The following is an 18,192-nucleotide window of genomic DNA, read 5'->3' as shown; positions in this document are numbered from 1 at the left end:
GATAATTCTCTTATCAGGCCGGGACATGCAGCGCCAGGCCTGATAAGCGCACAACGCTATTACGCGTGTTGTTTTGCGGTTTCTACGGACTGTACCCGTAATTGATGTAACGAATACAGGCATTGATCTTGTGTGAGTGTTTGCGCCTGGTCTGCTGTCAGCGTCCTGATAAACACCTGACAAGGTTTACCCGCCATTTTTTTCAGCCTTGGGCTAAAATCCAGTAAGCGACGTGAAATAGCCTCCGCGGCTTTACTGCCAGCCGGTTCGCGGGCTTTTACCACAGCTCCGCTGCAGTGCTCTTTTCCTGTTTCATCAATAAATCGATAAAGTATGGAGAGATAATGTGTAAACAGCGAATGTTTCCACTCTGGCTGTGTGTACGCATCGTATTCCAGCTTATTATTGTCCATGCAGTCCGCATCATATAACGGCAAAAAATCCAGCAGTGACGAGATTCGCAGCGCCAGTTCACGCATACCCGCGTTATTAATTGCACGAATGATGGCATGAGCAAGAAGTTCAATCTGCAACTGGTGAATCTGTAGATCACAGGTTTGGCCGCCGTGAAGCGTGAAGGTCAATGTCAGAGTATCTTTACTCACGTTTGTTAAAGCCACGGCAAGGACACCGCGATGCATATCGGCCTGTCGGAGTTCGTCTTCCACGAGCGCAGGCGCGTTTTCCAGCATTTGCTTGCTGGTTGTATCGCGCGCTTTTTCATAGTCCTGACGTGCATCGGCATTCAACTGCTGGTTCTGCTGTAACCGGCTTTCCAGTGCAATTAACAGATCCCTCAATGACAGGGCGGGAAGAAAAAATAACGATTCCTTGTCGTCCTGCGCGGCTATTTTGAGTGCCAGTGCAACGAAATCATTCGCGTTGCGAATAACGCCCGTGTTAATCCCTTTAATACTGATAGCCATCAAGGTTCTCCCTGATCAATGATTAAAATGATGATTGGTATTTGGTTATATATTTGATTTATAAATATATATTTAAATATTGCCGCTAAGATAACATAGTGGAGGGGGTGGATTCGGGGGTTTTGCTAAAAGGTGTCTGTTTCCGGACACCTTATTAGCGGGTTATTGCTGACGTAACTGCAGATCCAGCGGCGTTTTACTGGGTTCACCACCAATTTCCCGCGCCAGCCTCGGCACCATATACCCTGAGACCAGCGTGAGCAGTTCGCGCATAATCTGGCGCGCTTTATCGTCGGTGACCATGAAATGGGCTGCGCCCTGAACCTTATCCAGTACATGGAGGTAATAGGGCATGACGCCCGCATCAAAGAGGGCATTACTCAGTGTCGCCAGCGTTTGGGCGTTATCATTAACACCACGTAGCAAGACGCTCTGATTAAGCAGCGTAACGCCTGCCGTGCGCAGTTTCGCCATCGCCTGACGAAACGCGTCGTCGATTTCGTTTGCGTGGTTAATATGATTAACCAGCAGGATCTGCAAGGACGATTGTATAAAGCGGCTGACCAGATCTTCCGTGATCCTGGCGGGGATGACGATGGGAAGACGACTGTGAATACGCAGGCGCTTGATATGCGGGATCGCTTCCAGTTGTGTAAGAAGCCAGTCCAGTTCATGGTCTTTCGCCATCAGCGGATCGCCGCCGGAGAAAATAATTTCATCCAGCTCGGGGTGGGCGCGAATGTAGTCGAGTGCGGCCTGCCAGTTTCGCTTATTTCCCTGATTTTCCGCGTACGGGAAGTGGCGACGGAAGCAATAACGACAATTTACCGCACAACCGCCTTTTACCAAAAGTAGCGCTCGGTTGCGGTATTTATGCAGCAAACCCGGCACAACGCTGTGCTGCTCCTCAAGTGGATCGGTCGAGAAACCCGGCGCGGCAATAAACTCCTCTTGTGAGGTAAGTACCTGACGCAAAAGCGGATCGTCAGGGTTGCCTTTTTCCATTCGCGCAATAAAGGCTCGCGGGACGCGCAGGGCGAACAGCCGCCTGGCATCGCGTCCTGCCAGAAGTTTCTCATCTGCGTCTATATTCAAAAGATGCAGGAGTTCATCGGGATCGGTCACAACATCGGCAAGTTGCGATAACCAATCTTCTCTGGATGGGGTATTTAGGGTTACAATATGCGCCATTTTGTGGCTTAGCTACCAGTTAACAATTTTCAGAGGGCCTTATGGCAACGTACTATAGCAACGATTTTCGTGCTGGTCTTAAAATCATGTTGGACGGCGAACCTTATGCGGTTGAAGCCAGCGAATTCGTTAAACCAGGTAAAGGTCAGGCTTTCGCGCGCGTTAAGCTGCGTCGCCTGTTGACCGGTACTCGTGTTGAGAAAACCTTCAAGTCTACTGACTCGGCTGAAGGCGCTGACGTTGTAGATATGAACCTGACTTACCTGTACAACGACGGTGAGTTCTGGCACTTCATGAATAACGAAACCTTCGAACAGCTTTCTGCTGATGCCAAAGCGATTGGCGACAGCGAAAAATGGTTGCTGGATCAGGCTGAGTGCATCGTGACCCTGTGGAACGGTCAGCCTATTTCCGTGACGCCGCCAAACTTCGTTGAACTGGAAATCGTTGATACTGATCCAGGTCTGAAAGGCGATACCGCTGGTACAGGCGGCAAGCCGGCAACGCTGTCTACGGGGGCTGTGGTTAAAGTGCCTCTGTTTGTTCAGATTGGCGAAGTGATTAAAGTTGATACGCGTTCAGGCGAATACGTCTCCCGCGTGAAATAATCCACGTATTCTTATCGTATGGTGCAGCGTTTTTGCTGCGCCATTCTTTCTCCAGGGCAGGAATGATGAAACGTCTTCTCGGTCTTGTAACACTGATCCTTCTCTCCACCACTTTGCTGTCGGGCTGTAATACCGCTCGGGGTTTTGGTGAAGATATTAAGCATCTCGGCAATTCCATTTCCCACGCTGCCAGCTAATTCCTTCTCATCATCCTAAAAAGCGTCTGTCTCCCGTCATTTTTCGGGATTTTGTCTATGCTTATGAAGCACTACACAAATAACCCAGGCTAGAAAAGGAAGACATTATGGTTAAGAAGACAATTGCAGCGATCTTTTCTGTGTTAGTACTTTCGTCCGTGTTAACTGCATGTAATACCACGCGTGGCATGGGTGAGGATATTTCCGATGGCGGCAACGCTATTTCGAATGCAGCAACAAAAGCTCAGCAGTAACCCCCGCAACGGTACGACTACGTTGTCGTGCCGTTAACTTTTTAGCGCAATGGGCGTGAGAAACGGCGAAAAGCGATTATCCATATGTAGCTTCATGCGGATGTTGCGTTTATAGGTGTAAACCGTTTTACCGTGAATGCTGAGCGCGCAAGCTATCGCGTTATTACTCGCCCCTTCCATCCACATCGTCAGTACTTTTTCTTCTTGTGGCGTGAGGAGCGGCGATGCGTTGTGTGGTGACTCTGACATTGAGCCGCTTAACAATGCATTGTGAATATGTTCTGCCAGGTCAGGCAGGGAAATCTGTTTTGAGACTGAGGCACAAACCGGATAGCGTTGTGTTTCAGACATCATCCCTCCGGACTCCAGTAAGATTAACGGACTGGCCCCACAGGCCAGAAAAAACGGTGCAATATACTGAGCTGACAGGGTGTCGTTCAGAAAACCGTAGAGATCCGCGATCACCAGGTGGGGCTTCCATTGCAGGATATGCTCTTTAACCAGAGAGAGATTGTTGAGTCCCGAGACCAGAAACGATCGATTAAAGCGTTCGGAATGATTAAGCCAGGCCTCGAGCCCTGTGCGGGTAAAGTGGCAACGGTCAATCACTAATATTTTCAACATAGCATTTTCGCATTCAGAAGTAAGGCTCATGGCTTCCTGACTTCAGAAAGCGTCCCATCATAGAGAAGTCGGATGAGTGCTGAATGCGTAAATTGCGCTGCGAAATACGTCTAATTCGACCTTTTGAGAGCGAAGAGTAAAAAACTTGAAATTCGCTGCCGCTCAGGCAAGAATACGGTTTCAATCTTCAGCGTTGCAGGACGACCTGCAATCGCTTCCTTCACCGGGGACGGCCCCAATTCTCTGGAGCCTGATATGTCCTGGATAATCTTACTTATTGCCGGTTTGCTTGAAGTGGTTTGGGCGGTTGGCCTGAAATACACCCACGGTTTTAGTCGTCTGACGCCCAGCATCATTACGATTGCCGCGATGATCGTCAGTATGGCGCTTCTCGCGTGGGCGATGAAAACCCTCCCCGTGGGCACAGCCTATGCCGTCTGGACGGGGATTGGCGCCGTGGGCGCCGCCATCACCGGCATACTGCTGTTGGGTGAATCCGCTAACCCGATGCGACTGGCAAGTCTGGCGTTAATCGTCGTTGGCATCATTGGACTGAAAGTAAGCACCCACTAAGCGCTGGGTTGCTTCACCCAGATAAGTTTACTGATATCAAACCCTTCACGGGTCGCGACGGCCAACATCTGCTGTTTGATTTCATCTGAGATCGACGGTGTACGTGAGAGTATCCACAGGTAGTCGCGATCCGGGCCGCAGACCAGCGCATGTCGATACTCTCTGTCGAGTGCGATGACGTTATACCCACCGTAAAATGGGCCGAAGAAGGAGACTTTCAGTGCAGCACGACTGGGGTCGCCGGTGAAATACGCTTTCCCCTCGCTTTGCTGCCACCGGCCTCTCTCCGGGTTCCAGCCTTTGTTGATCACATTCAGGCCGCCATCATCACGCTGGCTGTAGGTCGCTGTCACTTTGTCCAGACCACGCTCAAAGCGATGATCAAAACGCGCAATTTCGTACCAGGTGCCGAGGTAGCGTTTAGCATCGAAGTTATTCACCACGGTGACGCCCTGTGGCGGCGTTGGGGTACTGCAAGAGACAACCAGAAACGCCGCGGTCACTGCGGCAACGATGGGGAGCAGGCGCATAGGCTTTTCCTTAGGATGTTTTTCCTAAGTGTAGAACCTGGTGCAGAAAATAAAGAGAAGAATGAGAAAAATCGCCCCCTTATCATGAGATAAGAGGGCGGAGTGTCGTTAGATCGTCAGAATGCCAATCGCCGTCACGACGGTCAGGATCGCCGCCAGACCGTAGAAGACCCATTTGCCCGCAGGCACATGGATTTTCAGATCATGCATCGCATGGTGCATACGGTGTAAACCACACCACAGCGGCAGTACGATCATCAGGAACAGAAATGCGCGTCCGATAAAGCTCTGAGCAAAGGCCAGTACGCGCTCATAGCTGAAGGCATCAGGAACAAAGCCCAGCGGCAGCATAATACCGACCAGCAGGATCATCACCGGCGCAATGATTGCGCTCCACATACCGCCTGCACCAAACAGGCCCCAGAATACGGGTTCGTCAGAACGTTTTGGATTTGGATTAATCATCCCGGACTCCTTACCAGAACAGGGCAACAAACAGTATGACTATGGTCGCTACCACAGTAACCGCCCAGAGACCTTTGATGATCGGCTCTGGCCCCATTTTTTCGTCTTTTACAATAATGTTGGCTGCTTTCGGCGCCAGCTCAAACCAGGTTTTGGTGTGCAGCAGTGCTGCCGCCAGGGCGATCACATTGAGGATCACCACGACCGGGTTTTGCAGGAAACCGACGAAGCCCGCCCAGGATTCCACGCCATGCTTCAGCGCGAACAGACCGAAAATCAGCTCAATGCTGAACCAGACTGCCGGAACGGCTGTGCCTTCGCGCAGCATGTAAAAGCGATAAAACGGCAATTTTTTCCACCAGGTGGACGTCATCGGCCGCACATAGGCTTTGCGTTTAGTCGTCATGTTGCACTCCTTAGCGTGGTTTCAGGGTGGCGATAAGAAAGTCTTTAGAACTTTCCACTTTACCCTGCTGAATGGCAGCAGCCGGATCGACGTGTTTCGGACAAACTTCGGAGCAGAAGCCCACGAAAGTACAGCTCCACACGCCATTCTGGCTATTCAACTGCGCCATACGCTCCTTCTTACCGTGGTCGCGGCTGTCTTCGTTGTAACGATGCGCCAGCGTAATCGCAGCCGGTCCAATGAACTCAGGGTTCAGGCCGAACTGCGGGCAGGCGGCATAGCACAGACCACAGTTGATGCAACCAGAGAACTGGTGATACTTCGCCATCTGTGCCGGAGTCTGGGTGTTTGGACCCTGATCCGGAGTGCGCGGGTTACCGATGATGTACGGTTTGATCGCTTCCAGACTTTCAATAAAGTGCGTCATGTCGACGACCAGATCGCGTTCGATCGGGAAGTTACCCAGCGCTTCAACCTTCAGGCCGTTGGTGTAATCACGCAGGAATGTCTTGCACGCCAGTTTAGGCACGTTGTTGACCATCATCCCGCAGGAACCACAGATCGCCATACGGCAGGACCAGCGATAGCTCAGGTCCGGCGCCAGGTTATCTTTGATATAGCCCAGGGCATCCAACAGTGACGTTGTTTCATCATAAGGCACTTCATAGAAAGCACTGTGTGGCGCGGTGTCGGTTTCCGGGTTATAGCGCACCACCTCAACTTTCAGGTTTTTCATCTCAGCCATTACGCCTTCTCCTTCTTATCGGCTGCTTCCGCTTCCGCACCGTAAACACGTTTTGCAGGCGGCAGCGTGGTGATTTTCACGTCGCTGTAGTCGAGGCGAGTCGTGCCATCAGCATCGCGGAAGGCGAGAGTATGTTTGAGGAAGTTGACGTCGTCACGTTCGGTGCAGCCTTCGTCCAGACGTTGGTGAGCGCCGCGCGATTCCTTACGTGCCAGCGCAGAGTGCGCCATACATTCAGCAACGTTCAGGCCATGACCCAGTTCGATGGTGTACAACAGGTCTGTGTTGAAGACGCTGGAGGTGTCGGTAATACGCACGCGCTTGAAGCGCTCCTGCAATTCAGCCAGCTTATCGACGGTTTTCTGCATGAGTTCAGGCGTGCGGTAGATACCGCAACCTTCTTCCATGGAGATCCCCATTTCGTCGCGGATCTTAGACCAGTTCTCATTACCTTCCTGGTTCACCAGATCTTTCAGACGCTGTTCAACGCCTGCAACCTGCGCGTCGAGCGCGGCGTCATTCGCGGTGCCCGCGGTTGATGCACGTTCCATCGCTTGCTCACCTGCCAGACGGCCAAAGACCACCAGTTCAGCCAGAGAGTTTGAACCCAGGCGGTTCGCGCCATGCAGACCCACAGAAGAACATTCGCCAACGGCAAACAGACCTTTGATGCGGGTTTCGCAGTTCTGATCGGTTTCGATACCGCCCATGGTGTAGTGCGCGGTCGGACGAACCGGAATTGGTTCTTTAACTGGATCGACGCCCACATAGGCTTTCGCCAGTTCGCAAATGAACGGCAGACGTTCCAGCAGTTTCTTCTCACCCAGGTGACGCAGGTCAAGATAGACCACATCACCACGCGGCGTGGAGATAGTGTTGCCTTTACGCCATTCGTGCCAGAAAGCCTGAGAAACTTTGTCACGCGGACCGAGTTCCATGTATTTATTTTTTGGCTCGCCCAGCGGTGTTTCCGGACCCATGCCGTAATCCTGCAGATAACGGTAGCCATTTTTGTTGACCAGAATACCGCCTTCACCACGGCAGCCTTCAGTCATCAGAATACCGGAACCCGGCAGACCGGTCGGGTGATACTGCACAAATTCCATATCACGCAGCGGAACGCCGTGGCTCAGGGCCATGCCCATACCGTCACCGGTCACGATGCCGCCGTTGGTGTTATAGCGATACACGCGACCTGCGCCGCCGGTTGCCATCACCACTGCGTTCGCGCGGATCTGCACCAGCGTACCTTCCATCATGTTCATCGCCACCAGGCCGCGAGCATGACCATCATCGACCAGGATATCCAGGACAAAGTGTTCGTCAAAACGTTGGATTTGTGGGAACTGCAGAGAGGTCTGGAACAGGGTGTGCAGCATATGGAAGCCGGTTTTATCCGCGGCAAACCAGGTACGCTCAATTTTCATCCCACCGAAGCGACGAACGTTGACGCTACCGTCTTCACGACGGCTCCACGGGCAACCCCATTGCTCCAGTTGGGTCATTTCAGTAGGACAGTGGTGGACAAAGTAATCCACGACATCCTGTTCACACAGCCAGTCTCCGCCCGCTACCGTATCATGAAAATGGTAGTCGAAGCTGTCATGATCCTGGGCGACAGCAGCTGAGCCCCCTTCGGCAGCAACGGTGTGACTGCGCATAGGGTACACTTTTGATATCAGTGCGATTTTTGCATTAGGATTTGCCTGCGCTGCAGCAATTGCAGCACGTAATCCCGCGCCACCGGCGCCTATAATGGCAAGATCGGCTTGAAAGGTTTGCACGACATTCCTCCAGATTATTGTAATTTCACTACCCCCTGTCCCGAACAATCAGGCTGAATCAGGCGGTTAGCGAATGCGTTTCCACTGCTCCTTTATAGGTACAATAGTATAGTCTTTGCTGGGTGTGGGAAATTTGACGTGTTCGATTTTTTTAGCGTATCAGATGCCTGAATTATCATTGATTTTGATTAATTTAATTACTAAACCATCACATTATAGTTTTTTAACCTCTTTTTTCTCGCATGAAGTATTCCCGCGCAAAATTTGTTTCATTGGCGCGTTGCGAGTAGACTTCGTGCCCTTGTCTTAAACTGGAGAAAAAGCCATGAGCGAAACGGCAACCTGGCAGCCGAGCGCGTCCATACCTAACCTGTTAAAACGCGCGGCAATTATGACGGAAATTCGTCGTTTCTTTGCCGATCGCGGCGTACTGGAGGTAGAAACGCCCTGCATGAGCCAGGCGACGGTTACAGACATTCATCTGTTTCCGTTCGAAACGCGTTTCGTCGGCCCCGGTCATTCTCAGGGGATGAACCTCTACTTAATGACCAGCCCGGAATACCACATGAAACGGCTGCTGGTCGCCGGGTGTGGTCCGGTTTTTCAGTTGTGCCGCAGTTTCCGTAATGAAGAGATGGGGCGTCACCACAACCCTGAATTCACTATGCTGGAGTGGTATCGTCCACATTACGATATGTACCGGTTAATGAACGAAGTGGACGATCTGCTGCAACAGGTGCTGGAATGCCCGGCGGCGGAGAGTCTCTCTTATCAGCAGGCTTTTCAGCGCCATCTGGAGATTGATCCCCTTTCGGCGGATAAAACGCAACTGCGTGAAGTGGCAGCGAAATTGGATCTCAGCAATATTGCCGATACCGAAGAGGATCGCGATACGTTATTACAACTGCTCTTTACCATGGGGGTTGAGCCTCACATTGGCAAAGAGAAACCGACGTTTGTGTATCACTTCCCGGCAAGTCAGGCATCACTGGCACAAATCAGTACTGAAGATCACCGCGTGGCGGAACGCTTTGAGGTTTACTTCAAAGGTATTGAACTGGCGAATGGTTTCCATGAACTGACGGATGCGCGTGAACAGCAGCAACGTTTTGAACAGGACAACCGCAAGCGCGCCGCGCGCGGATTGCCGCAGCAACCTATCGACAACAATCTGATCGAGGCGCTAAAGGTCGGCATGCCTGACTGCTCGGGTGTTGCGCTGGGCGTAGACCGCCTGGTGATGCTGGCGCTGGGCGCGGAAAGCCTCGCGGAAGTGATAGCTTTTACGGTGGACAGAGCCTGATTTAAAAATAGCGAATCCCATTATCCATATTATTTATAGATGAACCTTATTCTATAAATGATATGGTTTTTATTTATTAACGCTGGGAAAATCAGGGCTGAAACTCTATAAAATTAGTGACACCGATCAGGAAGTTGATTATTCAACCTCTTGTTAAAAGGTGTAAGGTGTAAGGTGTAAGGTGTAAGGTGTAAGGTGTAAGGTGTAAGGTGTAAGGTGTAAGGTGTAAGGTGTGCATGTTGTTTCGGTATCGCCAGCAATACTTCGCTAGAATAAAAATAATCTGGAAAGCGTTGAACTACGTTACGAGAAAATAACGCGGAGGTATAACGGCAGTAATATTATTTTCTCTATCGCATGGAACGATCGCCTAATAGCTTAACGATGGAACATTAAGAAATGGATACTACCGAAGAACTTAATGGGACGTATTTCTATAGAGGGCATCCGAACCTGTCCAAAATAGAATTACTCAACGTCATATTTCTGGAGGAGTTCTGTAAAGAGTTGGGAGTAGATTCGGTTTCCGCTGCTGCTATCCTCTCTGGTCAACCGTGGTTAGGTACGAGAGGCAAACCCAAAGGAGCGACCCTGGGGACGAGTGTTGTTTCAAGGTATTCACGAATCATCATGAGGGATGCCCGTTTACCCTTTGGTATTTCGTTACCAACACCTGTTGGCGTGAGAATGCAGAAATCTAATAAGCTTGCTGCTGTTATCGCTCGATGGGTTCCCTGGTTAGGATGGGCTTCACTTTCGATGAGTCTCTACAGGGTTTCGACTCGTACACAAGAGAAATACAATCTGATTGCCAAACCTCAAGACCGTATACAGTGGACTTCTTTCTAATGGCAACCACAATAACTGAAGATGTGTTATCTTTTTTCCGTGAAGAAATTCCTGGTTATTTAGACTCGCAATGGAAAGAGATTCCGTTGGAACTGGACTCAGATTTATTCAACTGTCCACGCGATGATTTAGAAGATGCGATTGAGAAATATCAAGAGCGGTTCGGGGTTAGTCTGGTTGGTATGAACTGGCCTCTTTACTTTCCGTGGGAGTACACGCCACGCTTCCAACGATGGTTTAAGCTCAAGCAGGAAGAGGTAGAAGCAACACGTTTACCGTTAACGGTTCGGATGTTTGCAGAGTCGGCTGAGGCGGGGAAATGGTTGTTTGACTGACAGATATAAAGTGATAAAAACATCAGAGGGAAGGTAAATGAACTGGAAGGTGTTCACTTTAGGATTTATTTGGTTTTGGGTTTCGATAGTTCATATCATGTTATTTTCGCTACGAGATAAAGAGTGGATGATTGGTATCGGTGAGATAAAAAATTTTTGTTAGTTGACTCGCTCAATTCTGGAAGACGACATCCGGGATGTGGGCGTGATAGTGACTTTGCCGCTTTTTCTTCCAATGATTTACGCTATTTTTTGGAAAAAAACACCTCTGGTATTTGTGACTATTATTGGCAGGTGTTTTTGCTTATTGATTATGGCGTTTTTATTTTCGCTATCACTGGTGTTTTTAAATCAGAAGCCTCCCTCAGCAAAAGAAGGCTTCTGATCGGTCTTACAAACTCCCCGCCGGACGGCTTCTGGCTGCAGAACTTAACGTTCTACCCGTTTGTCTGCCGTTCAAACTTTCAAGACGCATCTGGAACGGTGGGAACGGCATTTCGATACCGTGCTCGCGGAAGCCCGCCAGAATCAACTGGTGGATTTCATGGCGCAGTGGCATACGGTGGCCCATCTCGGCGGCGTAGATACGCAGTTCGAAAATCTGGATCCCCTGTTGCAGATCCACCAGGAAGACTTCCGGTGCCGGGTTGTCGATCACCAGCGAGCAGCGATGCGCGGCGGTAAGCAGGATCTGTGTTACTTCTTCGCTGTTCACATCTGATGGCGCTGGAATGGTCAGCACAACACGAGTGACCGAATCGGAGAGTGACCAGTTGATGAACTGTTCGGTGATAAACGCTTTGTTCGGCACGATGATCTCTTTACGGTCCCAGTCGCTAATGGTGGTGGCACGGGTATTGATCTTCGTGACGCTGCCGGTCAGATCGCGAATGGTCACCGTATCGCCAATTCGAATCGGTTTTTCAAACAGGATGATCAGACCGGAGATAAAGTTGGCGAAAATCTCCTGCAAGCCAAAGCCCAGACCGACACCAAGTGCCGCCACCAGCCATTGCAATTTCGACCACTCAATCCCGATCATCGAGAAACCAACCAGTCCGCCTATCAGCATCAGCAGGTATTTGGTAATGGTGGTAATGGCGTAGCCGGTACCCGGCGTAAGATCGAGGTGTTGCAGCAATGCCAGTTCGAGCAGCGCAGGCAAATTACGCACCAGTTGTGTGGTGATGATAAACACCAGAATCGCGATCAACACGGCACCCAGCGTGATGGGTTCTAAGCTTTCGACCCCCTGTACCGTTGAGGTGACGTCCCACAGCGATATATTTTCGAGAAAGCCAAAGGCGGAGTGAATTTCCGACCACAGCACGATAACCGACAGCAGGGCGATCAGCATCAGGATCGAACGTACCAGACGTAATGACTGGGCGCTGATGGCGTCGAGGTCGACTTCACTCTCGTCAACATCAATAGTGCCTTCCAGACTGGTCGAATGGGCGGGTTCTTCTTCGCCACGGGCGCGTTGAGCCAGCATTTCAGCACGACGGTGCTTGGCGCGGTCAAAGGCTAGTCGGCGGCGCTGAATTAGCATCCAGCGGCGAATGACATGGTAAATCACCAGCAGCAGGAACCAGATGGCGACGGAGGTTTCCAGCCGCGCCAGCAGCGCCTGTGATGTCGCCAGATATCCCACCGCTGCCGCCAGAATTGCCACCAGCGGGGCGCCGATCATCAGGTTCCACAGCATACTGTTAACGATATTGTCGCCACTGCCTTCTTTGTCGAGATAGAGCGGGATGCCCGCTTTTTTCAGGCTCAGGGTGACCAACGCCAGCGCGCCGCAAATCAGCATAAAGCACAGGCGGCCGAGCGAGCCGGAAAACTCCCGATCGTTGAGGTTATCGAACATGATAAGCGCCATAATCAGCGGCACAATCAGGCCAATACTCATCAGGTAATAGCGCATCGAGCGCGACACCCGTTCGCGCGGCCAGCCAAAGTGGGCGATAAACAGGCCATTAGGCCGGGCAAACGCCGCGCAAATCATTACCACCCATAGCAGCGGCACTGTCGCGGTGACGCCGTCGCCTATCGCAACGGCAAGGGGATAAGGCCAGGCTTCGCGTAATCCGTATCCCAGCGTCATCCATAGTACTGGCAATGGTGAGGCGACCAGGATTGACCAGAAGACGGTACGCAGAGTGAGCCAGAAATGATCCTGCGTCACCTTGCCGACGCGGGCGGCGGAACGCTCCAGAAAACGGGTGAAATGGCGACGTGAGTAGATACTGAACCCGACCAGAATCAACGCGCCAAACAGCGGCAGCAGCGTATCTCTGCTGGTCAGCATCATCAGACTGGCTTTGCCCAACTGGCTGACCGTATCAAGCGAGATCAAACGACGCAGATCCTGCACGATATCAATCGGCCAGGAGAACGACATCGGGCGAACGTCAGAAGTCCAGAACAGATAACGGTGAGTCGCTTCATTCACCTCTTTCAGGGCATCTTCAAGCTGGCTATTGGAAACCTTCAGCTTGGTTAGTTCGAGGATCAGCGTGTCGCCACCCTGCAACAGTGAATTCAGCAATTCGCGTTGGGTACGCAGTTGCGCTTCAAGGATGCGGTTTTGTTCCGCAGTGAGCGGTTGCCCGTCCGCCTGATGCAACTGGCGAAGCTGAGGCTGTTTATTCAGTTGATCCTCATAACGCAGACGCTGGACGCGTAGCTGCGCCATTTCGGTATCCAGTTGTTGTGGTTTTGGCATTTCCGGCAGTCGCGCCACCTGAGCGCGCAACGCTTCACCCAACAGGTTAGAGGAGCCAAGCCATTGTGACTGTTCGCGAAGCGTCGTTAATGCCTGACGCACTTGTTGTGTCTGGCTGGTGGCCTGACGCTGTTGAGATGCCACAAGGTCCATGCGCTGCGCTTGCTGATTCAGCGCTGCCGACAGTTCCCGGTTTACTTTGAACTGCGCGACAATATCCGGCGGCAAATCCGCGCTGTTCTCCGCCAGCAGCTCAGTACTTTCCAGTGCCTGTTCGGCTTCACGCTGGCGCTGGCTGTTGAGCTGATTACGCAGTGCCTGTAAATACGCATCCAGTTGCTGGCTCTGCTTTTCCGCCAGTTCGGAACGCATACGCGCCAGTTCCTGACGGTTGTTGGCCGAAAGCTGCGCCAGCTCCAGCTCATCAACCTGAGCTTTCAGGCGGGCAGACTCCGCCTGCATACTAAAATTTTGTGCCTGATTGAGCGGTGTGTTGCCTGTGGCGGTCCCGATGCGGCGTTCAATTTCGTTGAGCTGTCGGCGCGCATCGGTTTGCTGTTGAGGAAGCTGGCTCAGTGAGTCGGCTATCTCACGTGCGCGTTCCTGCTCCTGCTGGGCCTGACGGCTCTTTTCCAGCAACTGGCTACTGACCTGGAGAATTTCCTGATTCAGGGCATCGGTGCTCATGCCTGGCGACACGCTGCGCGGTTCATCACGCAGATTCGTTAACTGCGCGCGCAGGCTGGCGGACATTTTCGGGAAGTTGTCGATAACCTGCTGATACTGCTGAGCACGCTCAAGCGAACCTTTTCGTTCCTCAAGCGCGTTTAACGCAGTCTGAAGGGCTTCTACGACATCAGGCTGGGCAGGCTTTGCGGCTTTAGCCTGCTCCAGTTCCTGAGTGATTTGTTTGGCATCGGGGGCGGTTGCAGCGTACGCCCCCAGGCTGAGGCACCAGGCCATCAGAAACGCGATAATCAGGCGCACAGCATCGTCCTTCTACGATTAGGTTTCGTCTTTCTTATCGTCAACCAGCGGACTGGCGTCGTGTTCTGCCTGGATTTCTGCCTCTGGCAACGGCGCTGGTTCTGCATTCGGCACGACGAAGGTTTCCGTGGACATCGCCAGCGGCTGACCAATTTTGGTGACAGAAAGGCTTTCGAGTTGTTCGACCAGGTTGACTTTACCCGGCGCAAACAGGTTGATGACCGTAGATCCCAGCTTGAAACGGCCCATTTCCTGGCCTTTCAGTAACGCTACGGAGCCTTCGCTTTCTCCGGCAGGCCAGGTCCAGCGTTTGATCACGCCTTCACGCGGCGGAGTAATGGTACCCGCCCAGACGGTTTCGATACTGCCAACAATCGTAGCACCGACCAGAATTTGCACCATTGGGCCAAATTCAGTATCGAACAGGCAAATCACGCGTTCGTTACGGGCAAACAGGTTCGGGACGTTCTGTGCGGTCAGATGGTTAACCGAGAACAGATCGCCCGGCACGTAGATCATCTCACGTAGAATACCGTTGCACGGCATATGCACGCGGTGATAGTCGCGTGGTGAAAGATAAGTAGTGACGAACGAACCATTGCGGAAGAGATCCGCCATCAGGTAGTTACCTGCCAGCAGGGCTTCCAGGCTGTAGTTATGGCCTTTGGCCTGGAGGAGCTTATCTTCTTCGATGGCGCCAAGCTGGCTGATCACGCCATCTGCCGGCATCACCAGTACGTTGGGATCGGTATTCAGCGGGCGAACGTCGTCGCGCAGTGGACGGACAAAGAAATCGTTGAACGTGCGGTAGCTGGCGGTATCCGGCTTCTGCGCTTCTTTCATATCGACCTTGTAGTACTTCACGAACAGATCGATAACCAGTTTAGTCAGCCATCCTGCCCGTTTGCTCGCGCCCCAGCCCGCCAGGCGAGTGAGCCACAGTTTTGGCAGAATGTATTGTAGCGAAAGTTTAAATGAGTTTAACAAGGTAGCCTCCAGGCTATTGTTTTGTCGTTCCTGACCCGGCATTCGAGCCGGATCCTGAAAAAGGGGACGATTCTAGCGATGCTTAGCTTAGTTGTCAGTCGTCGGTATCAGAAAAGTTTTTACGCGTTTTTACCTGCGACATGCTTTCGAGAATGCGGTGATAATTTTCAAAACGGGTTTCCGCAATTTTCCCATCTTCTACTGCGGCGCGAATCGCACAGCCCGGGTCGGTGTCATGCTTACAATCACGATATTTGCACCGCCCCAGATAGTCATGGAATTCGACAAAGCCGTGGGTAATTTGTTCTGGCTCCAGATGCCACAGACCGAACTCTCGCACCCCTGGGGAGTCGATAACGTCACCGCCGTGGGGGAAGTGATAGAGACGCGCCGCCGTTGTGGTGTGCTGTCCGAGACCCGAGTTATCCGAGACATCGTTAGTCAGGATCGCCTCCTGCAAACCGAGCAGCGCATTCAGCAGACTGGATTTGCCAACCCCCGACTGACCAGCAAAGATACTGATGCGTCCGGTCAGCGCCTCTTCTAACGGTTTCAGTCCGTCCTGCGTATGGCTGGAAACCATTAATACGCGATACCCGATATGGCGATAGATATCCATCTGCTCGTTCACAAAAGCCATGCTTTCGTCATTCAGCAGATCAATTTTGTTGAGTACAATGATGGGTTCAACCTGCAGCGTTTCACAAGCAACCAGATATCTGTCGATAATATTGAGTGACAGCTCCGGTAAAATCGCGGAGACAATGACAATCTGGTCGATGTTGGCGGCAATCGGTTTGACGCCATCGTAAAAGTCCGGGCGCGTCAGCACGGAGGTCCGTTCATGTACCGCTTCGACAATCCCTTTTACGTTAACGCCTTCGGCTGCGGCTTTGCCTGGACGCCAGACCACGCGGTCGCCGGTCACCAGCGAGCGGATCGTCCGGCGAATATTGCAGCGGTGAATGTCACCATCAGCAGATTCGACGTCGGCATGCATACCAAAACGGCTAATGACGATGCCTTCAGCAGTCTCGCCAAACAGGTTGTCATCGTAATCAGGCTTCTCCTTAGACGTTTTAAGACGACGCTGGTGATTAGCGTTCACGCGGCGCTGCTGGCCTTTGGAGAGTTTATTTTTACTCAATCGTACGGACTCCTGGTCGCCCATATTGGGCAAAACATCTATGATACACGCAATTTTAGATGAATATAGTCACAGCGAATGTGACCTCTGAAGGGTGGAAAATAGCATGAGTGCCAATGAAAACAACCTGATTTGGATTGATCTTGAGATGACTGGTCTGGATCCCGAGCGCGATCGCATTATTGAGATCGCCACGCTGGTCACCGACGCCAATCTGAATATTCTGGCAGAAGGCCCGACTATCGCCGTCCATCAGTCTGATGAACAACTGGCGTTGATGGATGACTGGAACGTACGTACCCATACAGGGAGCGGACTGGTGGAGCGCGTGAAAGCGGGCACTCTTGGCGATCGCGAAGCGGAACTGGCGACCATTGAATTTCTGAAAGAGTGGGTACCGGCAGGGAAATCACCGATCTGTGGCAACAGCATTGGGCAGGATCGCCGCTTTTTGTTTAAGTACATGCCAGAACTTGAAGCGTATTTTCACTACCGTTATCTGGATGTCAGTACGCTAAAAGAACTGGCGCGTCGTTGGAAACCTGAAATTCTGGACGGTTTTACCAAGCAGGGGACGCATCAGGCGATGGACGATATCCGCGAATCCGTGGCGGAACTGGCTTACTACCGTGAGAACTTTATTAAACTTTGAGTCGTCTTTCTGCCGGGTGACGGCTTTGCCTTGCCCGGCCAACAGATTACACCCATGACGCTTGCGTATGTGGCGGATTGTCGCTAAATTACTCAGCCTTGCTGATAAAATCAGCATTCAAACGAAATTCATAAAAAATTGCGTTTGAAGGGGTTGCAGGGGAAAGGATTTCTCGTATAATGCGCCTCCCGTAACGACAGAGAATTACGCGTTACAACAGCAACAAATTTGCGGGAATAGCTCAGTTGGTAGAGCACGACCTTGCCAAGGTCGGGGTCGCGAGTTCGAGTCTCGTTTCCCGCTCCAAAATTTGAAAGTGCTTTTCAGGCACAGACCACCCATCGCAGGATTTCGAATTGCGACAAGGCGGCAAAGAAACGAATCCTTTGAGACTTACCACAGTAAGTGACGAAGGTGAGTGAAAGCAGCCAGCGTAGTAGCGGTTCGGAAGACGAAGATTAAGCGGGAATAGCTCAGTTGGTAGAGCACGACCTTGCCAAGGTCGGGGTCGCGAGTTCGAGTCTCGTTTCCCGCTCCAAAATTTGAAAGTGCTTCTCAGGCACAGACCACCCATCGCAGGATTTCGAATTGCGACAAGGCGGCAAAGGAACAAATCCTTTGAGACTTACCACAGTAAGTGACGAAGGTGAGTGAAAGCAGCCAGCGCAGTAATGGTTCGAAAGACGAAGATTAAGCGGGAATAGCTCAGTTGGTAGAGCACGACCTTGCCAAGGTCGGGGTCGCGAGTTCGAGTCTCGTTTCCCGCTCCAGATTCTTATCTCCAGAAAATTATCCACAATGTCGTTTTACATTGGGGCCATTTTGTTTCGTTTCTGAAACATTCTTGTGAACAGAGTTATCCACAGTTTAAGATATTTCTTTGGATTATTTTAATAATTCG

Annotated in this window: 19 protein-coding genes, 3 tRNA genes and 2 pseudogenes; 13 read left to right on the top strand and 11 right to left on the bottom strand. The window is 51.6% G+C overall.

Going from position 1 to position 18,192, the window contains the following annotated elements; translation table 11 throughout:
- Positions 1 to 59 precede the first annotated feature (59 nt).
- Positions 60 to 926, bottom strand: a complete 867-nt coding sequence (gene yjeJ / locus WB371_RS13885) for a YjeJ family protein (protein ID WP_336220641.1) — start codon at positions 924 to 926, stop codon at positions 60 to 62.
- A 162-nt stretch (positions 927 to 1,088) separates the two neighbouring features.
- Positions 1,089 to 2,117 (bottom strand): EF-P beta-lysylation protein EpmB, encoded by a 1,029-nt coding sequence (epmB, locus tag WB371_RS13880; RefSeq protein WP_336220640.1) that lies wholly within the window; start codon positions 2,115 to 2,117, stop codon positions 1,089 to 1,091.
- Between the two features lie 41 nt (positions 2,118 to 2,158).
- On the opposite strand from epmB, the gene efp reads away from it, so the two are divergent.
- The 3 genes from efp to ecnB all read left to right on the top strand — a co-directional run bounded on the left by efp (position 2,159) and on the right by ecnB (position 3,176).
- Positions 2,159 to 2,725, top strand: a complete 567-nt coding sequence (gene efp, locus WB371_RS13875; RefSeq protein ID WP_042321361.1) for an elongation factor P — start codon at positions 2,159 to 2,161, stop codon at positions 2,723 to 2,725.
- A 62-nt stretch (positions 2,726 to 2,787) separates the two neighbouring features.
- The gene (gene ecnA, locus WB371_RS13870; RefSeq protein WP_336220639.1) at positions 2,788 to 2,922 is read left to right on the top strand and encodes a lipoprotein antitoxin entericidin A; all 135 of its coding nucleotides are present in this window, start codon (positions 2,788 to 2,790) and stop codon (positions 2,920 to 2,922) included.
- Between the two features lie 107 nt (positions 2,923 to 3,029).
- A complete protein-coding gene (gene ecnB, locus WB371_RS13865; protein WP_336220638.1) occupies positions 3,030 to 3,176 on the top strand; it encodes a lipoprotein toxin entericidin B in 147 nt (48 codons plus the stop codon).
- 33 nt (positions 3,177 to 3,209) lie between these two features.
- Here ecnB and WB371_RS13860 read toward each other — a convergent pair whose 3' ends face one another.
- On the bottom strand, positions 3,210 to 3,800 hold the full coding sequence (locus tag WB371_RS13860; RefSeq protein WP_336220740.1) for a helix-turn-helix transcriptional regulator: 591 nt from the start codon (positions 3,798 to 3,800) through the stop codon (positions 3,210 to 3,212).
- Positions 3,801 to 4,055: 255 nt separating this feature from the next.
- On the opposite strand from WB371_RS13860, the gene sugE reads away from it, so the two are divergent.
- The gene (gene sugE, locus WB371_RS13855) at positions 4,056 to 4,373 is read left to right on the top strand and encodes a quaternary ammonium compound efflux SMR transporter SugE (protein WP_336220637.1); all 318 of its coding nucleotides are present in this window, start codon (positions 4,056 to 4,058) and stop codon (positions 4,371 to 4,373) included.
- Here the strand turns inward: sugE and WB371_RS13850 are convergent.
- The 5 genes from WB371_RS13850 to frdA form a co-directional block, all read right to left on the bottom strand.
- Entirely contained in the window at positions 4,370 to 4,903 is a 534-nt protein-coding gene (locus tag WB371_RS13850) for a lipocalin family protein (RefSeq protein ID WP_336220636.1), read from the bottom strand. The two genes, sugE and WB371_RS13850, sit on opposite strands and share 4 nt — an antisense overlap.
- 108 nt (positions 4,904 to 5,011) lie before the next feature.
- Complete coding sequence (frdD, locus tag WB371_RS13845; RefSeq protein WP_003025535.1) at positions 5,012 to 5,368, bottom strand: fumarate reductase subunit FrdD; 357 nt, start codon at positions 5,366 to 5,368, stop codon at positions 5,012 to 5,014.
- Between the two features lie 10 nt (positions 5,369 to 5,378).
- A complete protein-coding gene (frdC, locus tag WB371_RS13840) occupies positions 5,379 to 5,774 on the bottom strand; it encodes a fumarate reductase subunit FrdC (RefSeq protein ID WP_336220635.1) in 396 nt (131 codons plus the stop codon).
- A 10-nt stretch (positions 5,775 to 5,784) separates the two neighbouring features.
- Entirely contained in the window at positions 5,785 to 6,519 is a 735-nt protein-coding gene (gene frdB / locus WB371_RS13835; RefSeq protein ID WP_336220634.1) for a fumarate reductase iron-sulfur protein, read from the bottom strand.
- Positions 6,519 to 8,303, bottom strand: a complete 1,785-nt coding sequence (gene frdA, locus WB371_RS13830) for a fumarate reductase (quinol) flavoprotein subunit (protein ID WP_206161354.1) — start codon at positions 8,301 to 8,303, stop codon at positions 6,519 to 6,521. Before frdA ends, frdB begins: the two co-directional genes overlap by 1 nt.
- A 325-nt stretch (positions 8,304 to 8,628) precedes the next feature.
- On the opposite strand from frdA, the gene epmA reads away from it, so the two are divergent.
- From epmA to WB371_RS13810, 5 genes and pseudogenes are all read left to right on the top strand, one after another.
- On the top strand, positions 8,629 to 9,606 hold the full coding sequence (gene epmA / locus WB371_RS13825; RefSeq protein WP_336220632.1) for an elongation factor P--(R)-beta-lysine ligase: 978 nt from the start codon (positions 8,629 to 8,631) through the stop codon (positions 9,604 to 9,606).
- 277 nt (positions 9,607 to 9,883) lie between these two features.
- Positions 9,884 to 9,988 (top strand): annotated as a pseudogene (locus WB371_RS23830) (type VI secretion system tube protein Hcp); the annotation flags it as partial.
- Positions 9,989 to 10,005: 17 nt separating this feature from the next.
- Positions 10,006 to 10,455, top strand: a complete 450-nt coding sequence (locus tag WB371_RS13820) for an STM2901 family protein (protein WP_336220631.1) — start codon at positions 10,006 to 10,008, stop codon at positions 10,453 to 10,455.
- Positions 10,440 to 10,790 (top strand): DUF1493 family protein, encoded by a 351-nt coding sequence (locus WB371_RS13815; protein ID WP_336220630.1) that lies wholly within the window; start codon positions 10,440 to 10,442, stop codon positions 10,788 to 10,790. The genes WB371_RS13820 and WB371_RS13815 overlap by 16 nt, the downstream gene beginning before the upstream one ends.
- Positions 10,791 to 10,827: 37 nt before the next feature.
- Positions 10,828 to 11,175: pseudogene (locus WB371_RS13810) on the top strand (DUF2645 family protein).
- 6 nt (positions 11,176 to 11,181) lie between these two features.
- Here WB371_RS13810 and mscM read toward each other — a convergent pair.
- The 3 genes from mscM to rsgA form a co-directional block, all read right to left on the bottom strand.
- Positions 11,182 to 14,505, bottom strand: a complete 3,324-nt coding sequence (gene mscM, locus WB371_RS13805; RefSeq protein ID WP_336220629.1) for a miniconductance mechanosensitive channel MscM — start codon at positions 14,503 to 14,505, stop codon at positions 11,182 to 11,184.
- An 18-nt stretch (positions 14,506 to 14,523) separates the two neighbouring features.
- Positions 14,524 to 15,492, bottom strand: coding sequence for an archaetidylserine decarboxylase (gene asd, locus WB371_RS13800; protein ID WP_336220628.1), 969 nt, complete (start codon positions 15,490 to 15,492; stop codon positions 14,524 to 14,526).
- 94 nt (positions 15,493 to 15,586) lie between these two features.
- Entirely contained in the window at positions 15,587 to 16,639 is a 1,053-nt protein-coding gene (rsgA, locus tag WB371_RS13795) for a small ribosomal subunit biogenesis GTPase RsgA (RefSeq protein WP_336220627.1), read from the bottom strand.
- Between the two features lie 106 nt (positions 16,640 to 16,745).
- Between rsgA and orn the strand changes: the two genes are divergently transcribed.
- The 4 genes from orn (at position 16,746) to WB371_RS13775 (ending at position 18,061) form a co-directional block, all read left to right on the top strand.
- Positions 16,746 to 17,291, top strand: coding sequence for an oligoribonuclease (orn, locus tag WB371_RS13790; RefSeq protein WP_336220626.1), 546 nt, complete (start codon positions 16,746 to 16,748; stop codon positions 17,289 to 17,291).
- A 230-nt stretch (positions 17,292 to 17,521) separates the two neighbouring features.
- A tRNA-Gly gene (locus WB371_RS13785) sits at positions 17,522 to 17,597 on the top strand.
- A 156-nt stretch (positions 17,598 to 17,753) separates the two neighbouring features.
- Positions 17,754 to 17,829 (top strand) — tRNA-Gly (locus WB371_RS13780).
- A gap of 156 nt (positions 17,830 to 17,985) precedes the next feature.
- Positions 17,986 to 18,061 (top strand) — tRNA-Gly (locus WB371_RS13775).
- Positions 18,062 to 18,192: the final 131 nt, after the last annotated feature.

Origin of the sequence: Citrobacter amalonaticus (genome assembly GCF_037053465.1) — a bacterium.
Classification (GTDB): Bacteria; Pseudomonadota; Gammaproteobacteria; order Enterobacterales; family Enterobacteriaceae; genus Citrobacter_A; species Citrobacter_A amalonaticus_H.
This window is presented reverse-complemented; position numbering and strand designations above follow the sequence as displayed.